The sequence below is a fragment of the Caballeronia sp. LZ001 genome (genome assembly GCF_031450875.1).
In the GTDB taxonomy this organism is placed as follows: Bacteria; Pseudomonadota; Gammaproteobacteria; order Burkholderiales; family Burkholderiaceae; genus Caballeronia.
Genome location: NZ_JARTVX010000004.1, coordinates 171865 through 195830 on the forward strand (window position 1 = coordinate 171865; position 23966 = coordinate 195830).

Annotated in this window: 26 protein-coding genes; 3 read left to right on the forward strand and 23 right to left on the reverse strand. The window is 58.3% G+C overall.

The genetic code is table 11. From position 1 onward, the window contains the following. Positions 1-4 precede the first annotated feature (4 nt). The 3 genes from P9292_RS11130 to P9292_RS11140 all read left to right on the forward strand — a co-directional run bounded on the left by P9292_RS11130 (position 5) and on the right by P9292_RS11140 (position 3964). The gene (locus tag P9292_RS11130; RefSeq protein ID WP_309958871.1) at positions 5-2413 is read left to right on the forward strand and encodes an ATP-dependent DNA helicase; all 2409 of its coding nucleotides are present in this window, start codon (positions 5-7) and stop codon (positions 2411-2413) included. 248 nt (positions 2414-2661) lie between these two features. Beyond that, the gene (locus tag P9292_RS11135) at positions 2662-3159 is read left to right on the forward strand and encodes a hemerythrin domain-containing protein (RefSeq protein WP_250493533.1); all 498 of its coding nucleotides are present in this window, start codon (positions 2662-2664) and stop codon (positions 3157-3159) included. Between the two features lie 82 nt (positions 3160-3241). Further along, positions 3242-3964, forward strand: coding sequence for a 2OG-Fe(II) oxygenase (locus tag P9292_RS11140; protein ID WP_309958872.1), 723 nt, complete (start codon positions 3242-3244; stop codon positions 3962-3964). 46 nt (positions 3965-4010) lie between these two features. On the opposite strand, the gene P9292_RS43160 is transcribed toward P9292_RS11140, so the two are convergent. From P9292_RS43160 to P9292_RS11255, 23 genes are all read right to left on the reverse strand, one after another. After that, positions 4011-4484: a lysis system i-spanin subunit Rz gene (locus P9292_RS43160; protein WP_409015372.1), complete on the reverse strand. Its 474-nt coding sequence runs from the start codon at positions 4482-4484 to the stop codon at positions 4011-4013. A gap of 695 nt (positions 4485-5179) precedes the next feature. After that, positions 5180-6052 carry a hypothetical protein gene (locus P9292_RS11150; RefSeq protein ID WP_309958874.1) on the reverse strand — a complete coding sequence of 291 codons (873 nt, stop codon included), beginning with the start codon at positions 6050-6052 and terminating at the stop codon, positions 5180-5182. 50 nt (positions 6053-6102) lie between these two features. Next, positions 6103-6513, reverse strand: coding sequence for an NUDIX domain-containing protein (locus P9292_RS11155; RefSeq protein WP_309958875.1), 411 nt, complete (start codon positions 6511-6513; stop codon positions 6103-6105). Positions 6514-6535: 22 nt separating this feature from the next. Then, the gene (locus tag P9292_RS11160) at positions 6536-7312 is read right to left on the reverse strand and encodes a phytanoyl-CoA dioxygenase family protein (protein ID WP_309958877.1); all 777 of its coding nucleotides are present in this window, start codon (positions 7310-7312) and stop codon (positions 6536-6538) included. 259 nt (positions 7313-7571) lie between these two features. Further along, positions 7572-8186: a lysis system i-spanin subunit Rz gene (locus P9292_RS11165; RefSeq protein WP_309958879.1), complete on the reverse strand. Its 615-nt coding sequence runs from the start codon at positions 8184-8186 to the stop codon at positions 7572-7574. Beyond that, a complete protein-coding gene (locus tag P9292_RS11170; RefSeq protein WP_309958881.1) occupies positions 8183-8680 on the reverse strand; it encodes a lysozyme in 498 nt (165 codons plus the stop codon). The genes P9292_RS11165 and P9292_RS11170 overlap by 4 nt, the downstream gene beginning before the upstream one ends. A 71-nt stretch (positions 8681-8751) precedes the next feature. Continuing rightward, on the reverse strand, positions 8752-8952 hold the full coding sequence (locus P9292_RS11175; RefSeq protein WP_309958884.1) for a hypothetical protein: 201 nt from the start codon (positions 8950-8952) through the stop codon (positions 8752-8754). Between the two features lie 37 nt (positions 8953-8989). Then, positions 8990-9970 (reverse strand): pentapeptide repeat-containing protein, encoded by a 981-nt coding sequence (locus tag P9292_RS11180; protein ID WP_309958886.1) that lies wholly within the window; start codon positions 9968-9970, stop codon positions 8990-8992. A 5-nt stretch (positions 9971-9975) separates the two neighbouring features. After that, complete coding sequence (locus P9292_RS11185; protein WP_309958887.1) at positions 9976-13095, reverse strand: phage tail protein; 3120 nt, start codon at positions 13093-13095, stop codon at positions 9976-9978. After that, complete coding sequence (locus P9292_RS11190) at positions 13083-13847, reverse strand: Mov34/MPN/PAD-1 family protein (RefSeq protein ID WP_309963975.1); 765 nt, start codon at positions 13845-13847, stop codon at positions 13083-13085. The genes P9292_RS11185 and P9292_RS11190 overlap by 13 nt, the downstream gene beginning before the upstream one ends. Before the next feature lie 3 nt (positions 13848-13850). Continuing rightward, positions 13851-14549: a phage minor tail protein L gene (locus tag P9292_RS11195; protein ID WP_309958889.1), complete on the reverse strand. Its 699-nt coding sequence runs from the start codon at positions 14547-14549 to the stop codon at positions 13851-13853. Continuing rightward, the gene (locus P9292_RS11200) at positions 14546-14905 is read right to left on the reverse strand and encodes a phage tail protein (RefSeq protein ID WP_309851381.1); all 360 of its coding nucleotides are present in this window, start codon (positions 14903-14905) and stop codon (positions 14546-14548) included. Before P9292_RS11200 ends, P9292_RS11195 begins: the two co-directional genes overlap by 4 nt. Beyond that, complete coding sequence (locus P9292_RS11205; RefSeq protein ID WP_309958891.1) at positions 14902-17661, reverse strand: phage tail length tape measure family protein; 2760 nt, start codon at positions 17659-17661, stop codon at positions 14902-14904. The genes P9292_RS11200 and P9292_RS11205 overlap by 4 nt, the downstream gene beginning before the upstream one ends. Continuing rightward, positions 17651-18154: an HK97-gp10 family putative phage morphogenesis protein gene (locus P9292_RS11210; protein ID WP_309958893.1), complete on the reverse strand. Its 504-nt coding sequence runs from the start codon at positions 18152-18154 to the stop codon at positions 17651-17653. The genes P9292_RS11205 and P9292_RS11210 overlap by 11 nt, the downstream gene beginning before the upstream one ends. Continuing rightward, positions 18147-18515, reverse strand: coding sequence for a hypothetical protein (locus P9292_RS11215; RefSeq protein WP_309958894.1), 369 nt, complete (start codon positions 18513-18515; stop codon positions 18147-18149). Before P9292_RS11215 ends, P9292_RS11210 begins: the two co-directional genes overlap by 8 nt. A 20-nt stretch (positions 18516-18535) precedes the next feature. Beyond that, entirely contained in the window at positions 18536-18871 is a 336-nt protein-coding gene (locus P9292_RS11220; RefSeq protein ID WP_309851605.1) for a hypothetical protein, read from the reverse strand. A gap of 70 nt (positions 18872-18941) precedes the next feature. Continuing rightward, a complete protein-coding gene (locus tag P9292_RS11225; RefSeq protein WP_309958895.1) occupies positions 18942-19436 on the reverse strand; it encodes a phage tail tube protein in 495 nt (164 codons plus the stop codon). Between the two features lie 62 nt (positions 19437-19498). Then, positions 19499-19852 (reverse strand): DUF3168 domain-containing protein, encoded by a 354-nt coding sequence (locus P9292_RS11230; RefSeq protein WP_309958897.1) that lies wholly within the window; start codon positions 19850-19852, stop codon positions 19499-19501. Further along, positions 19842-20156, reverse strand: a complete 315-nt coding sequence (locus tag P9292_RS11235; protein ID WP_309958828.1) for a phage head closure protein — start codon at positions 20154-20156, stop codon at positions 19842-19844. Before P9292_RS11235 ends, P9292_RS11230 begins: the two co-directional genes overlap by 11 nt. Then, complete coding sequence (locus P9292_RS11240; RefSeq protein WP_309958899.1) at positions 20156-20476, reverse strand: head-tail connector protein; 321 nt, start codon at positions 20474-20476, stop codon at positions 20156-20158. The genes P9292_RS11235 and P9292_RS11240 overlap by 1 nt, the downstream gene beginning before the upstream one ends. 27 nt (positions 20477-20503) lie before the next feature. Continuing rightward, a complete protein-coding gene (locus tag P9292_RS11245) occupies positions 20504-21799 on the reverse strand; it encodes a phage major capsid protein (RefSeq protein ID WP_309963977.1) in 1296 nt (431 codons plus the stop codon). 1 nt (position 21800) lies between these two features. Next, positions 21801-22652: a head maturation protease, ClpP-related gene (locus P9292_RS11250; RefSeq protein WP_309958901.1), complete on the reverse strand. Its 852-nt coding sequence runs from the start codon at positions 22650-22652 to the stop codon at positions 21801-21803. Then, positions 22630-23961, reverse strand: a complete 1332-nt coding sequence (locus P9292_RS11255) for a phage portal protein (RefSeq protein WP_309958903.1) — start codon at positions 23959-23961, stop codon at positions 22630-22632. The genes P9292_RS11250 and P9292_RS11255 overlap by 23 nt, the downstream gene beginning before the upstream one ends. Between the last annotated feature and the right edge of the window lie 5 nt (positions 23962-23966).

The following is a 23966-nucleotide window of genomic DNA, read 5'->3' on the forward strand; positions in this document are numbered from 1 at the left end:
GTACATGCATACAGCCTCCGACTCGGCCGCCAATCCGGAGTGCGGCGATCCTGCTTACACCGTCGCTGTGCGCGCGCTTTGCGAATTCACGGCGAAACAGGGCGATCTCGATTTGCGCTTCACGCCAGCGCCAAGCGCGCAGGAAGGCATCGCGGGACATGTGACGGTCGCAAGCCGGCGGCCCGCTGGTTATCTCAAGGAAATTTCGCTCGCCGAAGACTTCGGTCCGTTGCGCGTGCGCGGCCGCGCGGATGGTTTCGATCCGGTGCGCAATCGGCTGGAAGAAGTCAAAACGTATCGCGGCAAGCTGGAATCGATGCCGCAGAATCATCGACATCTGCATTGGGCGCAGGCGCGCGTGTATGCGCATTTCATGTGCAAGAAGCTTGGTCTCGATGAGATCGAAGTCGCGCTCGTTTATTTCGATATCGTCGAACAGACTGAAAGCGTGCTCGTGGAGACGCAAACCGCGCTGGCGCTAAAGGCGCATTTCGAGGATCAATGCACGCGGTTTATCGCCTGGGCCGAACAGGAGATGCGGCACCGTGCGGCGCGCGAGGCGTCGCTTACCGCGCTGGTGTTTCCGCACACGGAGTTTCGGCCTGGGCAGCGGGCCCTTGCCGAGGCGGTCTATCGCGCGGCCGCATCGAGCCGATGTTTGCTCGCGCAGGCGCCGACGGGTATCGGCAAGACGGTCGGCACGTTGTTTCCGCTGCTCAAGGCTTGGCCGAAGCAGCAGTTGGACAAGATCTACTTTCTCACGGCGAAAAGCGCGGGGCGGCAACTTGCGCTCGATGCGCTCGGAACGATCGTCGGGGCGGCGGAAAAAACAGCGGCGCCAGCGGACGCGGCAACGGCAAAAGCCAAAGCGATCGCCGCGCCCTTTCCCTTACGTGTAATCGAACTCGTCGCCCGCGACAAAGCCTGCGAATATCCCGACCGCGCGTGTCACGGCGATTCATGTCCGCTCGCGCGCGGCTTCTACGACCGCCTTCCCGCCGCGCGCGCCGATGCCCTCGCGCGTGCACGCCTGGACCGCGCGTCGACAGCCGAAGTCGCGCGACACCACGAAGTCTGTCCGTACTATCTGAGCCAGGAGCTCTCGCGCTGGGCCGATGTCATCGTCGGTGACTACAACTATTACTTCGACACCAGCGCAATGCTTTTCGCCCTAGCTGAAACGAACCGCTGGCGCGTGTCGGTCCTTGTGGATGAAGCGCACAACCTGATCGATCGGGCGCGCGGCATGTATTCTGCATCGCTCGATCGCGCCTCGTTCGATGCAATGCGCCGCGCCGCGCCGCCGCTTCTGAAAAAAACGCTTGCGCGCGTCGCCCGAGCCTTCAGCGACACGAGCCGCGAACAGGAAACCGCGGGCATCGACTACGCACCGCTCGCCGAACCGCCCGCCCAGTTGCTGACCGCGCTCGGCCAGGCGGTTTCGCTGATGACGGAAATGCTCGGCGAGCAAGCCGACCTCTTCTCGCCCGACACCATGCGCTTTTATTTCGATGCCGTGCACTTCACGCGCATCGCGGAGCGCTTCGGTTCGCATTCGATCTTCGATATCTCGCTTGCTGGCCACGTGTCGGCGAAGAAGCGCAATGTCGTGCTGTGCCTGCGCAACGTGATTCCCGCGCCGCATCTCGCCGGGCGTTTCGCGAGCGCCCACAGCGTCGCGTTGTTTTCCGCGACGCTCACGCCCACGCACTTCTACGCCGACACGCTCGGCTTGCCGGAAACGAGCGCGTTCATCGACGTGGAGTCGCCGTTCTCAGCGGATCAACTCGATGTGCGCGCCATCGCCGATGTCTCGACGCGCTATCGCGACCGCCTGCAATCCGTTGCGCGCATCGCCGACATGATCGCGGCGCAGTACGGTCGCGCGGAAGGCAACTATCTGAGCTTTTTCAGCAGCTTCGAATATCTGGCGCAAGTCGCGGCGGAATTCGCGGTACGTCATCCCGGAATTCCGAGTTGGCAGCAGTCACGCGCGATGAGCGAAGCCGCGCAGCACGACTTTCTCGCGCGCTTCGTTCCGGATGGACGCGGCGTCGGTTTCGCGGTGCTGGGAGGCGCATTTGGCGAGGCGATCGATCTGCCGGGCACGCGGCTCATTGGCGCCTTCGTCGCGACGCTCGGTCTGCCGCAACTCAATCCTGTCAATGAGCAGATGAAAGTGCGGATGCAGGACGCTTTCGGCGCCGGCTATGACTACGCTTATCTTTTTCCGGGCTTGCAGAAGGTCGTGCAGGCGGCCGGACGCGTAATTCGCGGGCCACAAGACCGTGGCGTGCTCTACCTTATCGACGACCGCTTCGCGCGCTCGGAAGTTCGGCGTCTGTTGCCGGCGTGGTGGCGGGTCAATGTCATGCGCGAGCGGGACCTGCCGGCGCTTTCGTCGTCGGCATGATGCGGCGTTGAAGCGGACGTTCATTCAAGTCGCTCCGCGCTCCGGTTTTGTTCGCGCAACACGCGAGCCGGCATGACGCGCTCCTATCCGCTTAAAGCCATGCCAACCTTATCTTTGCCCGATCCAAGCGCGGGCACCGGGTTTGCTCTAGACAACCTGCCCAGAGGCAACTAAAAGCGACCCGAAGGCACCCCCAAGGCGCAACAGACGCCCCAAAGGTTTCGCCCCGTCCCCACAGGAGAAACGATATGACCGCCGCGCAAGCACAGCATCCGCAAGACGCACTTGCTATTCTCGAAGCCGACCATCGCGCTGTCGAGCAGCTATTCGACGCATTCGAACGCGCCGAAAAAGACGATCTCGAACGCAAGACCACACTGGTTCAGCGCGCGTGCGAGTTGTTGTCGATCCATTCGATCGTCGAGGAAGAGTTGCTTTATCCCGCCGCCCGCACCGCACTCGGCACGGACGAGAAAATCGATGTCGACGAAGCCTACGTCGAACACTTTCTGGTCAAGACGCTGATCGAAAAGTTTTCGCAGATCAAGGCCGGCGATGAGGGTTTCGACGCGACGTTCAAGGTACTGTCGGAGAACGTCAAGCATCACGTGGAAGAAGAAGAAACCGAGCTGTTTCCGGAAATCCGCAAGACGAAGAGTGTCGATCTCATCGCGCTCGGCAAGAAGATCGAAGCGCGTAAGGAAGCCTTGCAGAACCGCATCACCGAAGTCGCGACCGCGCATTGAATTGCGCAGCAATTCCCGGAGTGCGTGAGCGCGGTTCAGGACGCACACTGTGCGGCAATCACGCCAATCCGGAGAACTGCAGATGAAGGTGCTTGAGAGAGACATCGGCGCGCGCGTCGATGCACTCGACTGGACGGATATCGAGCATCAACTCGATTCCCAAGGCTCGGCCATTGCGCCGGGCCTTTTTTCGCGTGAAGAGTGCGTGACGCTCGCCGCGCTGTACGACGACGACGCGATCTTTCGCAGCCGTATCGTGATGGAACGTTACTCGTTCGGGCGCGGCGAATACAAATACTTCGCGTATCCGTTGCCCGAGACGCTGCAAACGGTGCGCAGCACGGTGTATCCGCATCTCGCGCCCATTGCGAATAAATGGCACGAGGTAATGGGGATCGAAACGCGCTTTCCACCGGTGCATGGAGAATTCATCGAGCGTTGTCATTACGCCGGACAGACGCGGCCGACGCCGCTTCTCCTACGCTACGTTCCCGGCGACTACAACTGTCTGCATCAGGATCTGTACGGCGAACACGTTTTTCCGATCCAGATGGCAGTTCTACTTTCTGCGCCCGAACAAGACTTCACCGGCGGCGAATTCGTGATGACGGAACAGCGTCCGCGCATGCAATCGCGCGCCGAAGTCGTACCGCTCGCGCAAGGCGACGCGGCGTTCTTCGCTGTACACCAGCGGCCGGTGCAGGGATCGCGCGGGCCGTATCGCGTGAACATGCGGCATGGCGTGAGCCGCCTACGCTCCGGGCGGCGCCACATGCTAGGCGTGATCTTCCACGACGCAAGCTAGATCGCGGAAGACGCGCTTATTCGTTCTCGTCGAAGACACATCTAAGTCAATATGGGCAGCCCTTCGATGAAAAGCCTACGCTGAAAGCTACGCCGCCAATTTGTGCTTTATGAAAAAGTGCTGTGTGGGAAATCGAGGCATGGTCACCTCGCCGTTGCAGCATGAGCATGTAGTGCTGCAAGTAAGTTGCTTTCATTCGGGCGTCGCCATCAGCATCGTCAACTATTTCAAAAAGAGCTGCTCCAACCGCTGGTGATAGCTCGGCGTAGCGACCGGCTCCATCGCCCATGCCGCCGGCGGCGGTGCCTGTAGCTGGGGCAGTGCCACCGCTGGTTGTTTTGGCGATTGCGATGCGCAGCCGACGAGTGCCGTCAGCAATAGCGGCGCGATTTTTGGCGTTGTCAGCTTCATGGGGATTTCTCTCACGGTGGAACCGTTCGTCGAGCGCTGCGATACGGGCGGATGCCGTGTTGTGAGCCGCGATCGTATCGCTTGCTGCCTTCGCTACACCCTCCGAGATGGTCGCGAGTCTTCGTGTGCGTTCTCCTCGTTGTCGAGCGCGTGAGCAGCCTGCTCCTTGGCAGGCTGGCTGCTATCGAAGATGTCTGTGCGAGCTTTCGGATCAGCTTCTCGAACACCAGTTTCGACAATAGCTCGTTATGCTCAACGCATTTTTCTCGTGCGACCATCGCCAAGCAACCGGCCTGAACTCGTGCCGTTCAGCGTCAGCGACTTGCTCAACGGGCACGAACGACACTTTAAGCTCACTCTCAATCTGAACGACTGTCTCCGGGAGCGAAATCAGGTGGCCAGCGTCATTGTGCATATGCGGGATATGCACACCCAGCTTATATTTTGCTAGTTCCCTGATGAGTGCCTGCACCTTTGGCATATCTATGGCTCGTTGCGCAATGGCAAGACTTCCTTCGCAATGTACCGTCATACCACCTCCACAAGAAATAAAAAAATCAATAATTTCGCGCTGCGGATTTCAACTAGGCTAACTCTCTACATATCTCGATCCATCAGCGCGGAATCAATCCGTGCGGGCGTAACCACCAGCGGAGGATAATAAAGCGTCTATCCGATCACCATCCCCCAAAAAAATACACACTACAGCTTGACCCGCATGCTTGTCGGATGCCACGCCTTGGACGGCATGAACCTGCCGTCGCTTCCGCTAAGCTTTGCTCGCTGTTTGCGCCTAATCCTCCATTAGGTAGACTTTCCGTGGGGAACAAAACAGATCCGCATACCGGCGGCGTCGTCAGCTCGCTTTTCAGTAAAATCGTCTTCGCCAAGATGGTCAGCCTCGTATTCCCGGATACGGTCAATCAATTCAGAAATTCCGTAGTGTGCTACAAAATCTATAACTTCGCATTCCGGTAGGAGAGCATACCGTTGCCAAGCTCTTGCAAGGCCGTCGGTCCCTAACAATAAAGTCGTTGGTCGATCAAAATTTAAATTTGTTTCTACACAGTTAAACGCGCTTTTCGGATTTAAGCTCAACGCTGAAGTCTTCTCATTGCGCTGCTGCTCTTCCCGCCGCTTACGGAGTTGTTCTAGTCGCTTTCCTCTAAATCCAGAACAGGCTTTCCACGCTGATCGGCTACGGGAGCTAAGCTGCGTGCGTGTGTGGTTGTGTTTTAGTTGAGTCGTCCCCCACATAAAAAAACAGTCGGCGAACGAATGCAGAGAAATCTCAAGCCGGTCATCAATCTCTCTCATTTCTGCAATCACGCAAGCAGCCACTGGGTGAAACCAGCGCCCCGACTTATCTACTAACGTTAAGTAAGCATGTCGAATATCTGCTATGGCATCTGCGAGTAAAGGAAGGGCGAATGACCCCTCCGCCGCCATCATCGAAATTCGCCTAGACAGCTCGTCTGCAAACCATCGAGAGTCGGTTTTGTCGGGAAAAGTAGTGAATGCTGCTTCGGTGAGCGTTGAGCCACCGTCAATCGCCCAAACTGTGAGCTTGTTCTCATGAAGCGCGCTTCCTAGCACATCCTCGCTTGGGATACTTGAGCACGCATCCTCCGCCCAACCGGTGATTCTTATCATGATTTTACCTTGTGTTTTACGCACGGCGACATAGCTTCGCGTAAGCACGCAAAGCGCCATGTACGACGTCTTAATTAAAAATCAATGGTACCTTGCAGAAGATTCGATCTTCGACACAGTGACCAGTAAAATTCAGGCAAATCATGTGGCCTTTCACCGGTCATTACTAGCCAACCGGCGTTGCTATGTTCATCACTCAATATGAGGCGTTGATCATTGATGCATTCGCACCGGTAAGCCGAAATTTCAACCCACCTGCCTTTGATTACTTCATACAATTCCCGTCGATAAAATTCTGCTTTTGTAAGCTGAAGCTTACACTCTTCTTCAATCTCCCTTGCGAGCGCGGCAATTTCTGTCTCGCCGGCTTCGGGCCTCCCGCCCGGCAATTCCCATTCCCCACGAAGATTTTTTAAAAATAGGACAGCGCTGCCCCTCCAGATAATTGCCTTTACGCTAACGGGATACGTCCGCACCTTAAGCATAGATATTAGCCTCTGATCTATCTTATTGAATCCTCTCACGCCCTCTCGCAAACGCCGGAAGTTTAACTAAACGCTGCTGGCGTGCGGTTAATAAGCACTTTTCAAAGCGCTTAGGGAGGTTATCTGAATAGTTTGGCGTAGAAGGTAGAAACGAGAGTTCTTCGTGTTCGGGTGGTTTTCGATAGTAAGAGTATGAATTTGTGTAGCGTGAAAAAACGGCCCTTCGCTGCTTGCTGTTTTCGACTACATAAGTCCCGTGAACCAAAGCCTCGGAAAACACAAGTGCATCGCCTTTTTCCAAATAAACATGGCGGAGCAATGGACTTGATCGCGGCTCCCTGTATTCGGCCGGGACATCGAAATTAGCTTTGTGAGACGCTGGAATACAACAAAAGTGGGAGGTCAACGAATCCATATCACTGAGAGCGTACATAACGCCAGTCAAACCGTTGAATATCTTTCCATTGCTAACGTGATAAAATACGCATTCTTCGAACATATCAGAGCGGTGATGCATTTTCCCACCACTGCTGACAAAGCGCTCGTCGACGCAAAACATGTGGTCCAACCGGAAATTCGACGAAAATAGTTTATCAAACAATGGAAAAACGGCATCGCAATCTATGAGACCCCGCCATTCCTGTGACCACATCAGATCCACATCATGCAAGTAACGATCGAGCAAGTGCTCGTCCCAAAAGCTATTTAACTTTTTCAGCACAGGACGATCAATAGCAGAGCGAATGATCGTGAAGCCATTTACGTCGAACTCGAAAACTTTCTCTTGCAAGAACCTCATGTCCTCTCCCTTAGGAAGCCTGCGACCCTGATGTATCAACTTTGGTCGAACAATCCGACGCGATTATTGACGCCCTGTCACCGAGTGCCATCCTGCGCGGCGGCTCTTCCTAAGATTACTTCAACAGTCCAAGTGCATCGTATGGAAGTATTAAAGTTCTAAGACGGTCAAATTTAAGATTGCCTTAAGAATCCCCGATTATCGCTGAACCTGCGGACTCTTGGCACCTATATACATAGCGGCTGACAAACATGTTCGTTCATCGATGTTCAGTCGATACGACACCTTGGAAAAGATCATCAGTGCATCGAGCAAAAGCACATTCAGAACATGAGCCCGCGATCACGCCCTGCTCGTGTAGAGCGCAGATGTATTGCTGGAGGTACTCGGCTTTCGCGCGGGCGTCGCCATCGGCATCGTCAACTATTGCAAAAAGACCTCTTCCAATCTCTGGTGGCAGCTCGGCGTAGCGACGGGCTCCATCGCCCACGCCGCCGGCGGCGGAGCTTGGATTTGCGGCACCGCTGTGGTCTGTGGAGCCCGCGTCGGCGATTGCGATGCGCAGCCGACGAGTGCCGTCAGCAATAGCGGCGCGATTTTTGGCGTTGTCAGCTTCATGGGAAATCCTCTCACGGTGGAACTGTTCGTCGAGCGCTGCGATACGGGCGGCTGCCGTGTTGTGAGCCGCGATCGCGTCGCTCGCTGCCTTCGCGGCACGCTCCGAGAGGGTCGCGATATTTCGTACGTTCGCTTCGTTGTCGCGCGCGTGAGCCGCCTGCTCCTTGGCAAGTTGGCTGCTATCGAAGATATGAAGCGCAGCACCGCTGATTGCAATGCCAGCCACGCATACGATGAGGTACGGTGCGTATTTCACAAGCCCAGCTCGCAAAGCGAACGCTCTTCGGCGCGACGCTTCACGAGGCCGGGAAGCACTTTCCCTCGCGAGCTCACCCACTGCGCGCGACCATCGTCCGATTCGTTCATCGCCCGGCAAGCGCCCCTCCAATCGTGCTCATTGAATCGCTTTGCGGTCGCGCTCGCGCAATAGTTGCGACTGCCTATGTTGTAGGCAAAGCTCACCGCGGCCGCGAGTTGATTTGGATGGTCCTTAAGACCCGGCGTACATCGAAGCACATCATCGGCATGCGTCATGAGTTGGCGGTTCAACGACTCCCAGCACTTGCCTGGACTGTATGCCTGGCCGACGACGACGTTGCGCGTGTCGCCGCTGCATTTTGTCGCGATGCCCATAGGATCGAGGTAACCGCGATGCACAACCCCTTCAAAGCGAGGCACGATGCAATACAGCGTGGTTGCAGCTACGGTGCCGACTATGCCCGCAAGCGCTGCTTTTCCGAGATTGGCCATTCAATGGTCTCCAGAAACAACAAAGCCCCGGCTGCCGATGGCAAGCGGGGCCTCGTTCATATTTAAGCGAATCAGGCGTGAGACGACTCGCGTTCGCGCGCGCGTTGATCGCGCCGGTCTTTTCTCCAGGCGAACACGAAACTCGCGCCAATATAGGCAAGCGTCGCCACCGCGACCCACCAGTTGATGTCGTGACTGCTCAGCCACAACCAAAAGTTTCCGCCCGCCACGGGCACAGCCTTCGCCGCGCTGGCGCCCCACTCGTCTTTCATTGATTTCCCGCTAAAGAGATTTGTGAAACGTTGATCGCTATTGCTCAACGCCTTGTATGTACGCATTGCGCAGATTCGCCCCTGCCAGGTCCGCGCCGCGAAGCTTCGCTTTTTCCAGACGCGCGCCATCCAGGTCCGCGCCGCTTAGGTCAGCTCCGCGCAAGTCAGCTTCGGACAGGTCCGCGCTGCGCAGACATGCTCCGCTCAGATTCGCACCTTCAAGCGCCGCTCGCACGAGAATCGCGCCTCGCAAATCAGCGCCACGCAGGTCTGCACATGTGAGCTTTGCTGCAGTGAAGTCGACATCGCAAAGTGAGGCGTTCGCGAGTTTCACATTCACGAGCGGCGCACTGCCCCGATGCTCGCCGCCAAGATCTGCGTGACTTAAATTCCTGTTCGCGGCTTGACTGAGATCGTCAGCAAGGTTGTCGCTCTGCGTGGTTAGAATCACCGCGCCGGTATGACGGTTTTTGATCTCAGTGCCACGCTTCCAAGACGTGTCGCTGCGAATTGCGCCGTCGAGGTTCGCGCCCTCAAGCATCGCGCCGCTCAGGTTGCAGTCTCGCAAATCAGCCCCTCTCAAGTCCGCTCCATACAGGTTGGCACCCGTCAAATCCGCGCCACGCAATACAGCCCCAGCCATCTTGGCATTGACCAAATTAGCGCCGCACAGAACGGCACCGCTCAATTGCGCGCCAACGAGCACTGCCTCCTCTAGATCGGCACTGCGCATATCGGCTTGTTCAATCGTAGCTCGTTCCAGATTCGCCCCCACCAGATTTGCGTCGGCCAGGCGCGCTGCGCGCAACTGCGAATCTGATAGCGGAGCGCCACTAAATATTGTTGTTTTACCCAGGTCGATATGGCTGAGATCACGCTTTTTGGAAACAGCCTCACGCAGCGAATCTCGGAATTTATCGTCGGTTTGCGTGAGGATCAGTTTGCCCGTTCGGCGATTCTTATAGTCGAAACCTTTGTTCCAAGGTAGAAGTCCCCACCTGGTCTTGTTCGCTTGCATCCGCGTCAATCCATTTCGTATCGCATGCCAGGCCCGGCTTCACTCGGAAACCAGGCGCTTGAATGAGGGCTTTTGAAGTCGCCAGATGGAGAGGGGATCGCATAGATCGTCCGGACCCAGCAATATCCTGAACGGCGCTCGGCTACCCGCATCCGTGCGGAGCCAATTTCGCCGTATAGGTTGCCCCTGGCGTCAGCGAACTTGTCCGTCTCACCTAGGCGAACCTCAACACGCCATTGCAGTGTGTTGGTTGCGCCTTCGAGCTCGCAGTCGATTATCAACGCTCTACGATCACGGCCCAGGCGCAGGTCCTTGATTGAGACCAATCCATTGAGCGTCCGGCTCACCTCAGCCACCTCCGACAAGCGACCGTCCCACACCTCGGCCTGAACGCGCGCTGTGTAGTTGCTGGGCTTTAAGTCGTGCACGACCCACTCGCACTTCGTGTTTGCAAGCCGCTCTTTCTTTACTTCGTGACCCGACTCATGCCATTCAATCAGATACTGCTTGGCGCTGGCCACCGCGCCCCACGATATCTTGGCCGACATTCTGGCACCGTAGTCCGCGAGTGCTTCAAGGCGTAGGGCGCTTGGCGCGGCAATCGGCACATAAGCTTGATCGGTCTTGTCAGTCGCCGCCGCATTGTCGACGAGCGCGAACTTTTCTGACGCATGCCGCGTCGCCGTGATCGTGAAAGACGTTCCGTCATGCGATTCGGATACACCGACCACGCGATACAACTGCCGTACCTCGGCTGCCGGCTGAATCGTCCAAGCCGCACCTCGAACAGGCGTCTTTGGAAGCGGCCCGCTAGGCATTACCTCGGTACCGTGTACGCTCTCAATCCCCACGCGATGAATGCTCGCATCCGGCATCATCAACGTAAGGTAACTCCCAGGAAGGGCCTCGACCTCCCGGTCCAGGATCACACGGCCTGTATCCGTCACAGCCTTAATTCGCCCACCTATCGAACGCTGCGAGCGCAACGGATCGGCAATCTCGATCACCTGTCCTGGAAGCGCAAGCGCTCCATCCAGACCGACACCGAATGTCACGGTGTCGGTCTCCAAGCGCGAGGTCTCAAGAAGCCAATGCCCAGCCCGTTGCGCCTGCGATCGGCTGGTACAGCCAAACGCTGTGATTTCTGCCGTGTTGTAACCGTATAGAGCGATGCCATCAAGGTCTTCGACGCTTTCAACGGCCCGCTGAAATCCGTTGTTCGGGTCACACCATGTGACCATCACCGCCGTGTAACGTGACTTCAGCGCGCTCCCGGTGTACTTGAACACCCCTTCCACGACATTGCTCGGGTTGTAAATATATGCCGGATCGCACGGCATGTCGGCCGACGTCAGCACACTGCCCGCGCTCCAGTAGGCAATGCCGCGAAATACGCTCGCAAGCTGTTGCAACAAGGCGAACGCGTGCGAACGTGTCGTGATGTAGCAATTGCAGGTGAACCGCGGCTCTGTGCCGCCGCCACTACTTGGAACCTTCTCGTCGCAGTATTTTGCGATGGCATACAACGCATACCGGTCTACGTACGACTCGTTCACCCAGGCCCCGGCGCCGTACCGCCGATTGAGCAGAAGATCCCTAAAAATCCAGGCCGGATTGTTGGTCCAAGCTCGCTTGAATTTCCCGGTCCACATGCCCTCGTACTTGCGACCGGCCGGATCGTAGTTGTCCGGTACTTCAACCAGCAACCCCTTCACGTCGTATGAGCGGGCTGGAATTCGGTCGAATTTATCGGAGGTGATGCGCATCGCCGCCACTGCGCTGGCGGGATATTTGAACTTGCCGGTTCGCCTTTTTGTGTAGCTCACTACATGTGCCGTACCGTGCTTCTTGCCGACATTTTTATCTTGATCGATCTCGTCCGCACGCGAGATCGCCAGCACAAAGCGCGCACCTCCGACCAGCTTTACTGGAAACGTAAATGTCCTGCTATAGCTCTGGCAGATGCCAGTAATCTCTCTAATCTCTGGTTCGGGCGCAGGAACGTTCTCGCTCGCCGGTTCGTACGATGGTGCAAACTGAAGTTTGATCGTCGCGTTGGTGTGCCCCTTATTCGAATCCCACCACAGATCATTCACCTGGACAGTAACATCCACCTCATCCACGTCCGGCTCTGCGACCTCGATCTTACAGGGCGTGAATTGCGTGACCTTGATTTTCTTTCCGTCCTTAAAAGCGTCGGCCAGACGACGTTGAAGCTCGACGCCCACTTGCACCTCACTTGAGGCCGCCGTGACCCACTTGATGGCGTCCTGCTGAGCCTTCCCCTCGACAAAATCAAATTTTTCAACTTCGAAATTCAAGGTCCCGTCGTCATTTTCGACTCGAACGCCGTCCAGATACACAGAGCGACGCTGAACAGCTTTAGCGGGAAATGGTCCAACGTTGTTGGCCAATCCCTCTATCTCTCCTTCCGAAATAAGATCGACAATGGTGCAGCAAAGGCGACTGTTGATAACCGTCTTCTCTTGCCCTTCAATGCCGCCTGACGTCTGCGTCGCGACCGGCGCAATGTCCTGCTCGGCCGCACGCGCCGGAGCATCGATGGCCTGGATGTCCGCACTGATCACTGTTGATCCAACGCGCATGCGCCCGTATAGCAAAGGCACCGGACCACCTTGAGCGACGACGTTCTGGATGCCTGGCATCCCGTGTTGACTTACCGGGCTCGGAGTCGGCGTCTGCGGCGAGAGCATCTGCGCAATTCCCCCCAGCGCCAAGGAGCCGCCCATGAGCATCATGTCGATGCCAAATTTATTGCCCGGGATGAGCCACATCGAGGCGGCCCCGGCGGCGGCAAGCGCCACGCCTGCGATCGTCTGGAATATCCCGCCGGCCTTACTGCCCGCAATCACCGGAGCGATGCGGATCGGCTCGCCGCCCGAGGGCCAATCGAGCTGCGTCTTATCGACATTGCGTTGGCCCACGAATACCGCATAACGCACGCCCCGCTGGCCGCTTCTGACGAGCTCCTGCCAGAATCCGGGAATCATCGTGCTGAGCGCTCGCAAGGCATCGCGAGGAGAACGGACAACATAGGCGTGCTCGCGGCCGAACTTGCTCCCCAGACTTCCGTACAGTCTGATCGAGCGGACTACATCTTCCAATTAATCGTCTCCCGGTGACGCAGCACGTGCGTCACGTGTTTGCGGTAGCGTGGCAGCAACTCGCGTCGCGAGAGCTGACCCCAAAGGTGGTGCAATATCTCGTCATGCCCGAGATAGACCGCGGCGTGGTTGGGCACGCCATATCGGCTCGCGATCGCCATAAGCAGGACGTCGCCCGTTTGCAAACTCACGTTGAGCTCTAGATTTACGAAGCCCGCCACTTCGTAGTTGTCGAGGTACAGCGAGCAGGCGGGATCGTTCCACCACTTGCCAGAGCGTTCGAAGTCCTGCAGATCAAGATCGAGCGCTGCGCGGTAATAACGTCGCACGACTCCATAACAATCATGTGTGCCGTGTACGAAGCGCGCACCGATGAGCGGCGCAGAGGCAGTCGCTTGCGCGAAAGCTTGCGCCGTAAATTGGTGAAGGCGGCCTGCCTGAGCGGCGCCGCCCTCGCCGCGTTCAACGCTTTGGATGAGCCACACCGGAACGCCTGACGTCCCACATGCAAACAGGTCATCAAGGCTTGGCAGAGCACTCGCATCAGGATGCGAATGAACGATGGCCTGCACGCATCCCAAGTCTTCTGCGCAAGCGTACTCGGCCGCTGAAATGGAAAAGTGCTCGGATGGGTGATGAGAAGCGTTGGCGCACGGCAGATAAGCGCCGTTCACGATTAGCCCGCACGATTCGTTCGGATAACTCGCAAGCGCGTGCGATTGAATTGCCGCACGCGTGCGCCCGGCAAGCATCACTTATCCGCCTCGCGTGAGCGCGCCATCCGCGCCCGCAGCGGGAAAGCCGCCAAAAGGCAGCGGCACGTCCTTAAAGCGCTTTCGGCAGCACGACAATCGCCCACCGCACATATCCTCTTCCGGTTTCTTCGTCTTGATGTTGTTGCGCGTGAAGTAATCCGTTCCGCGATAACCGCATTCAGCACCACGGTACTCCCATTGGCACACCGCACTGATAATCTGGCGTGCAGGCAGTTTGCGCCCCGACAGATCCAAGGGTGAACTCAAAGAGAATTCGACCACCGCCGCCGTTTCAAGCGTCTTTTGCTCAATTAGCCACACCTCGACGGGCATCTCGGCGTGCGGATCGGCTTGCGCGCTATCGTCAAGATACTGCGCAAGCGTTCTGCGCCGTCGCACGGGCGCGCCCACGAGATCGGCGAATCGCTCGCATAGTCTGGAAATCGCGCCGTCGAGATTGGCGACGCTCAGCGTAGGCGTGGGTTGTGCGGCGTCCCCCGTTCGTCCGAAGCCCATAATTTGCACGGGAAATGCGTGATACTGCTGCCCTTGCCATTTGATTAGGCCACCGTGCTGATGCGCATGAAACCGCAGAACTTCACCGCCTCGGCTTGTCAGATCGAGCTCGAATAAATTGATCAGCACACCCGGCTCCAGTCGCTGCACATCCGCACGTGCCGCATTGATCACTTCACTCATGCGTCAAAGACCTCCTTGAATGTCACGCTTAATGCGTAAAGATCGCCGCCGAGCGCGCGCGTTTGCACGCCCTGCTGAGCGTCAAGCCTGAACAGGCCGCGCGTGCGTAATGGCGGTGTCCAGTAAAAGGCTTCGGTACCGCGCGTGGCATCGAGAAACGCGCGGATTGCGCCGATTTCCTGGCCGCATGCCACAAACCGTAACGGCCACGACTCGGTAACGTTGCGCGCGCCGTCCGCCACGACCTGGCTATAGCCGTCGCCAAACTGCACCGCACGCACTCGATAGTGCGTGGTTCCCTCCGCATCAACAGAAGGTGACCAGGTAAAGGTGCGATGCGTAGCTGATATGCTCACGCGAGCAACCCCTGCGACATCAAATAACCGACGCCGCCCTGCCCGCCCATCTTGCGGGCGATTCTCTGATCCACAAATGCGCGCACCATCTCCTGCAACTCACGTGCGTCCTGTTCGCCCAAGCCCGCACCTGCGTGATGGTGGACCTCCAGATGAACTTGCGCGCCCGCTGATCGTGGGGCCGCTGCAGCCGTTGCGCCCACGACGCCGCTGGAAGCGAAATGCGTAGCGTGGTTCGAATTGATCGCGTCAAGCAGCGCATGATGCTGGCGCGCCGAAGCGGCGTTCACCACGTACTCGCCGTTGGACAACATCGCAGGAATGCTGTCGCTCGTGCCCGTGCCTGGCCCGGAAATGGATCCGCCCTGCGCGTGATGGGGCAGCAGCTTTAGAAGCTGCGCAATCACCCCGGTGGTCGGTGACCGATCCATGAGACTTGCAATCACGCCACCCATTGCCTGGTGCAATGCAAGCTTCGAGAGATCGGCGAGCGCGCTGGCGACAAACTCTCTCACACCAAGCTTGCCCGTCGTCACGAACTTCGCCACCGCGTCTTCCATCCGGCTCATGACGTTGACCATCGCCTGTCTCGCCGTCTCAGCCTTGTCAAGCGTGTCTTTATAAAAATCAGCGACGCCATTGCCTAAGCCCGCCGCCCAATCGTCACGCAGGCGCTTGAGCGTCGCAAAGTGTTCGGTGTGCATCGCGCTCGATCGATCCAGATTCAACTTGATTTGCTCTACCGCCTTGCGGTATTCGCCGCTGCCGAGCAACTCCGTAGGCGTGGTCTGCTTGAGCGCATCGAGCGCATGCTGATAGTGGCGCACGATTTCGGCCATATCCGCCCGCTCTTGCCGACCCAAAGGGTCGACCTGTCCGCCGCCCGCGCGCTCATCGAGCACGCGCGCATAGCGTTCCTTTTGGCCCTGCTGATATTCAATCAAATTCGCGTGCGTCCGATCTGCGCGCTGCGCGAGCTTCGCCTGTGCCTCCCGCAGCCTGTTTGCCTTCTCCAGCGCCACGTTGTGCTCAAGCGCAAACCGGATTTGCTTCTCCGAATGAAGCAGGCTTCTATCGTCAGCGCTCGCAACATGCTGCTTGGCAGCAGCCACCCTCTCGTTGAACTGCGCGAGTTCCTTCTGCGCGTTCGTAAGTTTGTCCGTTGTACGCGATTGCGCCTCGAGCACAGCGCCCTGCTCTCGGATACGCTCCAGATACTGTGCCGCGGCATCGACTTGAGACACATGCAGCTTTCGGTCGTGTGGCCGGTACCGGTCTTCATTATGCGCAAGCATTTTTTGGCGCTCTGCATCGAGCGCCTTGAGCTCTTCGCGAGTCTTGCCCGCTGCCTCGCCCGCTCTTTTCAGCGTATCGAAATACGCGTTGGTCTCCTTGTTCGCGTCGGCAAGCTGCTCCTGCCGCGAGCGCGCCGATTTCATGTACTCGGCATGATGATCCATCATCGCCTTGAACGTCTCAACGCTCTTTTGATGCGGATCGTTTTTTTCACTCGCGTTAAGCAATGTCTGCTGCAACTGCTCAAGCGCTTTGATCTTCTTGTCGAACGCCTCCGTGTTCATCCCGCCGGGATTTAACTCGGGATCGAGCAGCGCCGAGCGCGCCGCTGCCAGCTCGTCTTGCGCCTTTTGCAGAGCGTCGCCTTTGCCCGTTATGCCTCGCCAGAAACGCTCCCATTTCTGGCCGAGCGTTTCGTAGCTTTGCGCCATCTCGCGGTTGTCGGACGCCACTGCCTGGCGTGCCCTCGCGCTTGCCGCCTGCACGAACGCCGCCCAAGCTCCTGCCTTGTCGCCCGACAACTCAAGGAGGCGAATATGGTCGATCTGCGCTTGTCCAAGATCGTGATGGTCCTCGCGCCACTTGCGCGCAGCCTCCGCTGCATGACCGTACGATTGCAGGAACTGGCGAGCGACCTCTTCGACTGCCTGGCCCGAAACTTTTGCGTAGGCCGCAACGCTCTCACCCGCGTGCTGCATATCCGCTCCGGCCACATGCCCCGAACTGGCCAGCGCCATCAGCGCATCGCGCGCCTCGCTGACCGAGACGCCCACGCGACGAGAGATAATGTCGGAATACGCCTGCAACTTGCCCTGCGTGAGCGCTGCATAGTTGCCCGTGAGCAGCATTGCGCGATCAAGCTTTTCCTGCTGCTCGGTCAACGAATGAATCGCGTGATAGGCAGCATAGGCGCTTGCGCCCAGCGCGCCGAGCGCTACGCCCGCCGGCCCGCATAACATCGGCAACACATCGATGCGCTCGGCCAGCACCATGAGCGAGCCCATGAAGTTTTTCCAGCTGCCCTGCATCGCCTCGTGACCCAGCACAAAGAGCTCGCGTCGAGCCGCTACCGAGCCTGCACCTAAGTGATGCATCGCTTTGGAGGCCGCCTCGGCTTTTGCAATCAAAGGCTCCGCAGACTCGGCAATGCCAAGATTTGCCGCTCTCAATCGCATCAGATCAAAGCGCGTCTTACCTGCTGTATCCGCAACCTTCTCGAATCCCCTCACCGCAGCGCTTACCTGCCGTGCCGTCGCGGCACTGCCGGACCTCGCAGCTTCTTCAAGCGCGCGGGCCGTGATGGTGCTGCTTGCTGCCATCTGCTGCTGAGACGCCTCATACTTGCTCGCGCTCGCTTGCTGACGCGCCACGAACCCGCTCGCGGCCCGCTTGGTGCGCTCCATGCCTGCTTCGAAACCACTCGCATCGACACTGACACGCGTGACGACTTCATTTGTCACAGCCGGCCTCCTTTAACTCCCGCTCGACCACTTCAGCTATTTTCCGAGCTGCTTCACACTTCTTGGCATCGAAGGCAGGGCGAATGAAGGGTTGCGCAGGCGTGCGCGAACTGCCGAACTCGATCTCTCGAATCGCGCGCGCAAGCGTGCGCTCCGTGAGCTTTACCGCGTTGCGCTTGCCCAGTTCGACGAAGCGCCCGTAAAAGGCATCCTTGCTCCAGGTGATGAGGTAGGAGGCATACTTGCCCGGCACCGACTCTTCCCTATCATAGGCAATCAGCATATGGTCCCGCAGGAAACCGGGGGCATGCGGCTGACCTCGACGCATCCCCTCTCGGTCACCCACCGGCGCACGCTGTTTGATCTCGTCATGAATGACGCGAGCGCCGGCGACCGCCGCCTGGCGAAGCGTGCTTTCGCTCACCGCCTCGTCAAGCGAGCGCAACATCCCCGTCAACGCCTCCAGATTGTCGACACGAAAGTTTTTACTCACCTTCGATCACCTCACCGTTGCGCACGATCACGCGCTTCATGCCAGAGCGCGCGGCCGCCTCCAGATCGACACCCAACATGCTCGCTACGATCTCATGTGCGCTGCGCTTGCGCGGCTTGAGCGAATCTCGGCTCCATCCCGACCAAGGCGTGAACTGCGCGGCGCTCGCCACCGGCGCGTCTTGAGCACGACTCATGTTGTACAGCAGGCTCATCAAGGCGCCCACCCGCAGATCCTCAATGTGCTCACCCCAAGGCTCGCGCTCATACAGCGCAACCCAGTCCGCGAATTCAGCGCTGGACACCTCGAGCTTGGCGCGCCGCACTGACATGCCCAGCTTCATGGCGATGCGCATCCACATCAATTTCCGCGGGTCGGCCTTCAGTTTTTTGAGGCTTCCTCCTGCGCGTGCTGACCCAAACCATTCAGGCGCATCGCGATCTGCGATAGCTCCTCCAACAGCGGCGTGCGCGCTGCTTGCAGCGTGTCGATATCGTCTTCGCGAAAGACCGGAACCCCGTTCTCGTCAACAACGGTGGCCGCAATCAGTGCCGCTTCGAAGCCGCTGTTGCCACCACTGTTCTTTACACTGTCGTACAGTGCGTCGCGCGCTGCGCCCGAAAGCTCGCGAAACCGTATCAAACTGCCACTCAGCGCCTTAACTGGTTCCTCGACAATCAGCGGCTCCAATGCCGCCAGCATTTGTTCTCTTTTCATTGATATCCTTTTCAGCTCTCGCTGTTCATGTGGTACACCGAAGGGACGTGCGGGGAGACTCAATCGATACTTACTTACGGAAGTTGATCTCGATGTCGCCCGTCACCTCAAGGTTGACCGAGCTCGATAGCATCTGGTCGACTTTCGCGGAAATCGGGAAATCTTTCACGTAGGCGTTAAAGTGAATCGACGTTCGCACTTTATCCTTCGAATCGTTTTTTTCATCAGGCAACGTGAGCCTGAAGTTAAGAAGCGTTCCGTCTTTTCTCGCATTGAACAAGTCTTGATGCGACCGCTCTGTCATATTGATGTGCAAGGCAACCGTTACCTGCCCCCAATCTGGCATGCCGCGCCTCTTCTCTCGCCCCTTGCTGTTTAGGCGCGTCACATCAACAAGATTCGCCGAACCCGTGAAACTTGAGATGTCCGTAAAATTGGCGACTGCGGCAAACTTGTCATCGCCTTCACCATTTTTTTTGTAATCCAGTTGCGTACCGATAGACGGTACGGCGCTTGAGACATCGGCGCTGTTGCTACCGTCTGGCGATGCTCGCATTTCTTCCATATCTGTATCTCCTCTTGAAGCAACAAAAGCTATCTTGCAATTCAATAGATCTGCGCGTCTCGCTACAGGTCACCACAAACGTTCACATCAACACGGCTACCGAATAGCCGCGTCTCGCGCTCAAAGACATTCGAAGGCGCGCCTAGCGGCACAGCCCCAACCTCAGGGCGAATCACCGCGCGCATGACTTGTTGCATCAGCGAGGAACGACCCTCCGGCGTCGCATGCCACACCGCGATCTGTACCCGCGCGCGATACTTATCGAACGCTTTGCCGCTCAGGTCGACGCCAATTTCACCCCCCGCCACCTGATACACGATCCAGGGCGGAGCCACGCCTTGCTTGGCGACATCAGCAAAAACGTGGCCGTGCGCCAGGTTAGCCAAAGCATCGCGAACAATGTCTTCAGCGCTCATCACTCACGCAAATGAGGATGACGTGTCGGCGCCGACGCAAATCGGGCCGCACCGCCTCCACCCGCATCCCTTGCCCATCCACCACCACGCGCATGCCTGCACGAATGTCCCGTCGATAGCGAATGCGCACACTCGCCCGGACCTCGCTGATGAGTGCATCGGAGGCGATCACCGTCCGGCCACTATCCATGAACACGTCAGCCCATACGGTGTCCACGAGCACCCATTGGATGCCATCGGCATGCGGACTTTGCGTGTCTTGCTGCTCGATGCGCACGCGCCGATTGAAGCTGCCGATGCTCATTACAGCCCCGGGCGGCGACGATAAGCCGCCAACAGCTTGCGAACACTCAGCGGCACCTCGGAAAGCGAGCCTTGCGCACTGTTTTCGCGGTTCGAATAAAGATCGGCGGCCACTTTGAGTATGGCCATGCGAACCGCTGGATTGATGACCATCGGCTGAGTGCCCGCCTCGTTCTTGGCAAGCGCCTCCTTAAGCTCGGCTTCTGTGGCGAACACCTGCCGGTTCAGGTAATCCGCCACATACTGACTCGCCCCTTCCACGAGCACCTCAACCACGCCATCTTCCACGCCTGGATCGACCCGCAGGTAGTCGAGCGCCACCTGCAAATCCACAAGCGCCACGATGAATTAGACCTCGCTCTTCTTCGAGGCTGCACCGTCGATCTTGAGCGCACGCATCGGTTCGGGATTGAGCAAGCCGCCGCCAACACGCTTAGTCGTGTAAAACATCACATACGGCTTGGTCGTGTAGGGATCGCGCAATAAGCGAGTGCTGATGCGATCGATGATGAGGTACGACTGCTTGAAATCGCCAAACAGGATCGGCGTCGCAGCGGCCGCAACGTCCGGCATGTCGGGCATTTCCGTCACCGGATAACCTGCCAGGGTCGGGGGCTGACCCACCACGAACGACGGTTGCCACAAATAATTACCCTGCCCATCTTTAAGCTTACGCACCGCGCGCTGCGTGTTGCGATTCATTGCAAAGCACGCGTTGCCGGTGAAGGCCGATGGCAGATCGTAGATAAGATCGATGATTGCGTCTGACGAGATTGCGCCCGCTGTGCCCGAGCTTACGATACCGATCTCGCCGAATGGGTGTTTTTTTTCAGCCACACCGCCCTTTACGTATCTCAGAATGCCGCAGGGTTTGTTCGCGCCGTCGCCGTTGACGAACGCTTGACCCTCTTGCTTGGCAAATTCGGTCTGCACTTCATCAGCGAGCCAGGTTTGGAGGTCGATCTCGCTGTCGTCAAGAATTTGTTGGGTGGCCGCCGGGTTGGCATAGATCTCGCCCGAACCAAACGTCAATGGCTTGAATTGCGCGGTGCCGGTCTGCTTGCGCTCCTCCGTTTCGCCCACCCAGCCGCTTGCGGTGCCCCCCATGTTGAACAGCTTCGAGAAACCCGCCTTCGAGACCGATTGCACACGACATATCTGCCGCATCGGTGAGATCAGCACCAGCTTGTCCGTAATCGTGCGGTCCCACTCGACTGGCGTCAAATAGCCACCCTGCTCATCGGCGCCTTTATTGAGCGCCGCATTCACGTCGCCACGCTTCACATGCGCATTAAACGCTTCCGTGTATTGCGCGTCGCGAAGCTGCTTGCCGCCCGCATTCATCTGTGTGGCCGCAATCTTGATGTTCGCATCGTCGATGGCCTTCTGTAGCTCCTCGACGTGGGCGTCGATCTTCGTCACCTTGGCTGCGATGTCGCTTGCGGGCAAACCCGCTTTCACGATCTCAAGCTGCTTCGTATGCTCGGCCTTGAAGTCGTGAAATGCCTTTTGCAGCGTCTCGACCAACGCCTTGACCTCGGGCATTGCGCTGTCAGCGCGCACAAACATTAGGCCGCGCGGCACGAAACCGGCGCGCGGACTCAACGCCGCGGCGAGCGCAGCAATGAAGCTAGACGTATTCATATTAGCCTTCGATAGTGTTAAGAAGATTGCGCAGCGAAGCTGCAACGGCATCGCCAGCGCCCGGCGTGGCGGGATAACCGGCAGCGCCCGGCTTGCCGTCGCGGCCGTCGTATAAAGCCTTGATCGCCTCGCGGCGTTGCGCACGCGTATATCCCGCGCGCGCCATCCATGCTTCGATGAGCGCAAGCGCCTTTCGGCTCGCGCTCATCTGCGTGCTCCTAGATTGCTGCGCCTGCTCGAGTCTGCCCGTGGCAAAGCCATCGGCGAGCGCCTGGCTCGCACCAATCCATGTCTCCTTGTCCATCAACGCCGCAGCCTCGGATTCGGTCATGCCCGTGCGCTGCGCGTAAAGTTTTGCCATCGCCCCATCAAATGGCTCAAGCACAGCGGCGGCATTGATCATGTCGTGACGATTGCCCACCGCCACCCCCCACGCGTTGTGGATCATGAGAAACGCACCATCACCCATGCGAATTTCGTCGCCCGCCATCGCAATCACTGACGCCGCGGACGCGGCCAACCCCATCACGTTGACGACCACCTTCGCCTTGTGCTCGCGCAGCAGGTTATAGATCGCTACGCCCTCGAAGAAGTCACCGCCCGGCGAATTGATATTGACCGTCAAATCGCGCGCCCCGATATTACGAAGCGCGCTACTGATTCGCTTGGCCGTCGCGCCGCTACCTTCCCAGTTCTCACCAATCGCATCGTAGATCGAAATCGTTGCCGCATCGTCGCCCGTCGCCGCGCGAATCTCAGGCTCCCAGCGCTCCAGCGCATCCGGACGCAGTTCGAACTGGGCGGCAGCAAGCCGTCCATCCGCTCGAATCTCAGGCAGGCTGAGTAGACTCATCGCCCCTTCCTTTACGTTTCTGTGTCATGGGATTACGCAACAGATCGGCCTGCGCATCGCGAGACTTCGGCAGGTTCGACAGATCGCGCACTTCGTTCTGCGACATCCACGGCGCGTGGCCGCCCGCGCCAAGCGCCTTGGCAAAAAAATTCGCCTGGTCGTTGAGCGTGCCGCGCAGCAGCGCACCCTCATTGAATTTGAACTGCATTTCGTCAAGTGCCTCCTCAGGCAATAACACGCGCGCAGCGGCCTGCTCCCACGCCGTGAACCAGTGCGACAGCGCGTATTGCACAAAGAAGATGGCCAATTGCTCGATCCCGCTGCCCCAGCTCGTGTCATCCATCATCAACAGTGGGCGCGGCACGCCATACATGCGCGCTACCTCTTCGATCTGGTGATTACGGTTCTCGACCTGCTGCGCGTCGGACGCCGTGTTAGCGAACTTCACCGGCTCCGCACCTTCCTCGGCAATCAGCCATCGGCCCGCGCTTTCCGGGCCACCGAACGCATCGAGCTGCTCGCGCATGCGAGCATAGGTCTGCTCGGACAGACCCTCCTTGAACTTAAGCGCCCCTCCGGCCATGACACCTGTGCGGAATGTGCGCGATGCGGCGCGCTGCGCGGCCGAGGCCAGCTCCAAGACCTCGCTCGCAAGCGTCACCCGAGACAGCCCATTGACCCCATCCAGTGACAAGTCACGCAAATGGAATACGTCGCGCGCGCCCAGCGTGATGCTTTCGCCTGAGGCGCTCGTGAAGTCATATTTCATCTCCCACGTATCCGTCTGACGAGGCTTGGTCGAGCCTCGTGGCATCGGCACGAGCCGCACCGGCCGATCACGCGACCATATAACGCGCGCAAAGCCCTGACCGTCCAACAGCGTATGCAGCTGAAGCAGGCTTTTAAACTCGTATGGCGTTTGCCAATCGTTGGGCTTGTATTTCAAGAGCCGGTGCGCCGGGTGGTCTCGCTGCACCTGTTTGCGATCATCGCTGCCAATCAGATTCAAAGGCAGCGTTCCGATCGCCTCGGAAATCAGTGTCACGCATCGCAGCACCGCCATATTGCGCAAGCTGCACGATCTGCCCCACATGCCGCCACCCGACTGACCCTCGCGGATATAGTCCAGCAGACGAGGATCGTTGAGCCCGTCGAACGTCACGCCTGCCGCGCTCAGTCCCACCGAGGCATGGGCGCGGGTCATCGTGGGTTCTACGCGCGCAATCGCCTCACTACGATCGACAGCACTCATCGCGTGCGGCGAGTGCGCCGATGCATCGCCGCGCCGAAAAATGTTGAGCAATCCCAATCCGT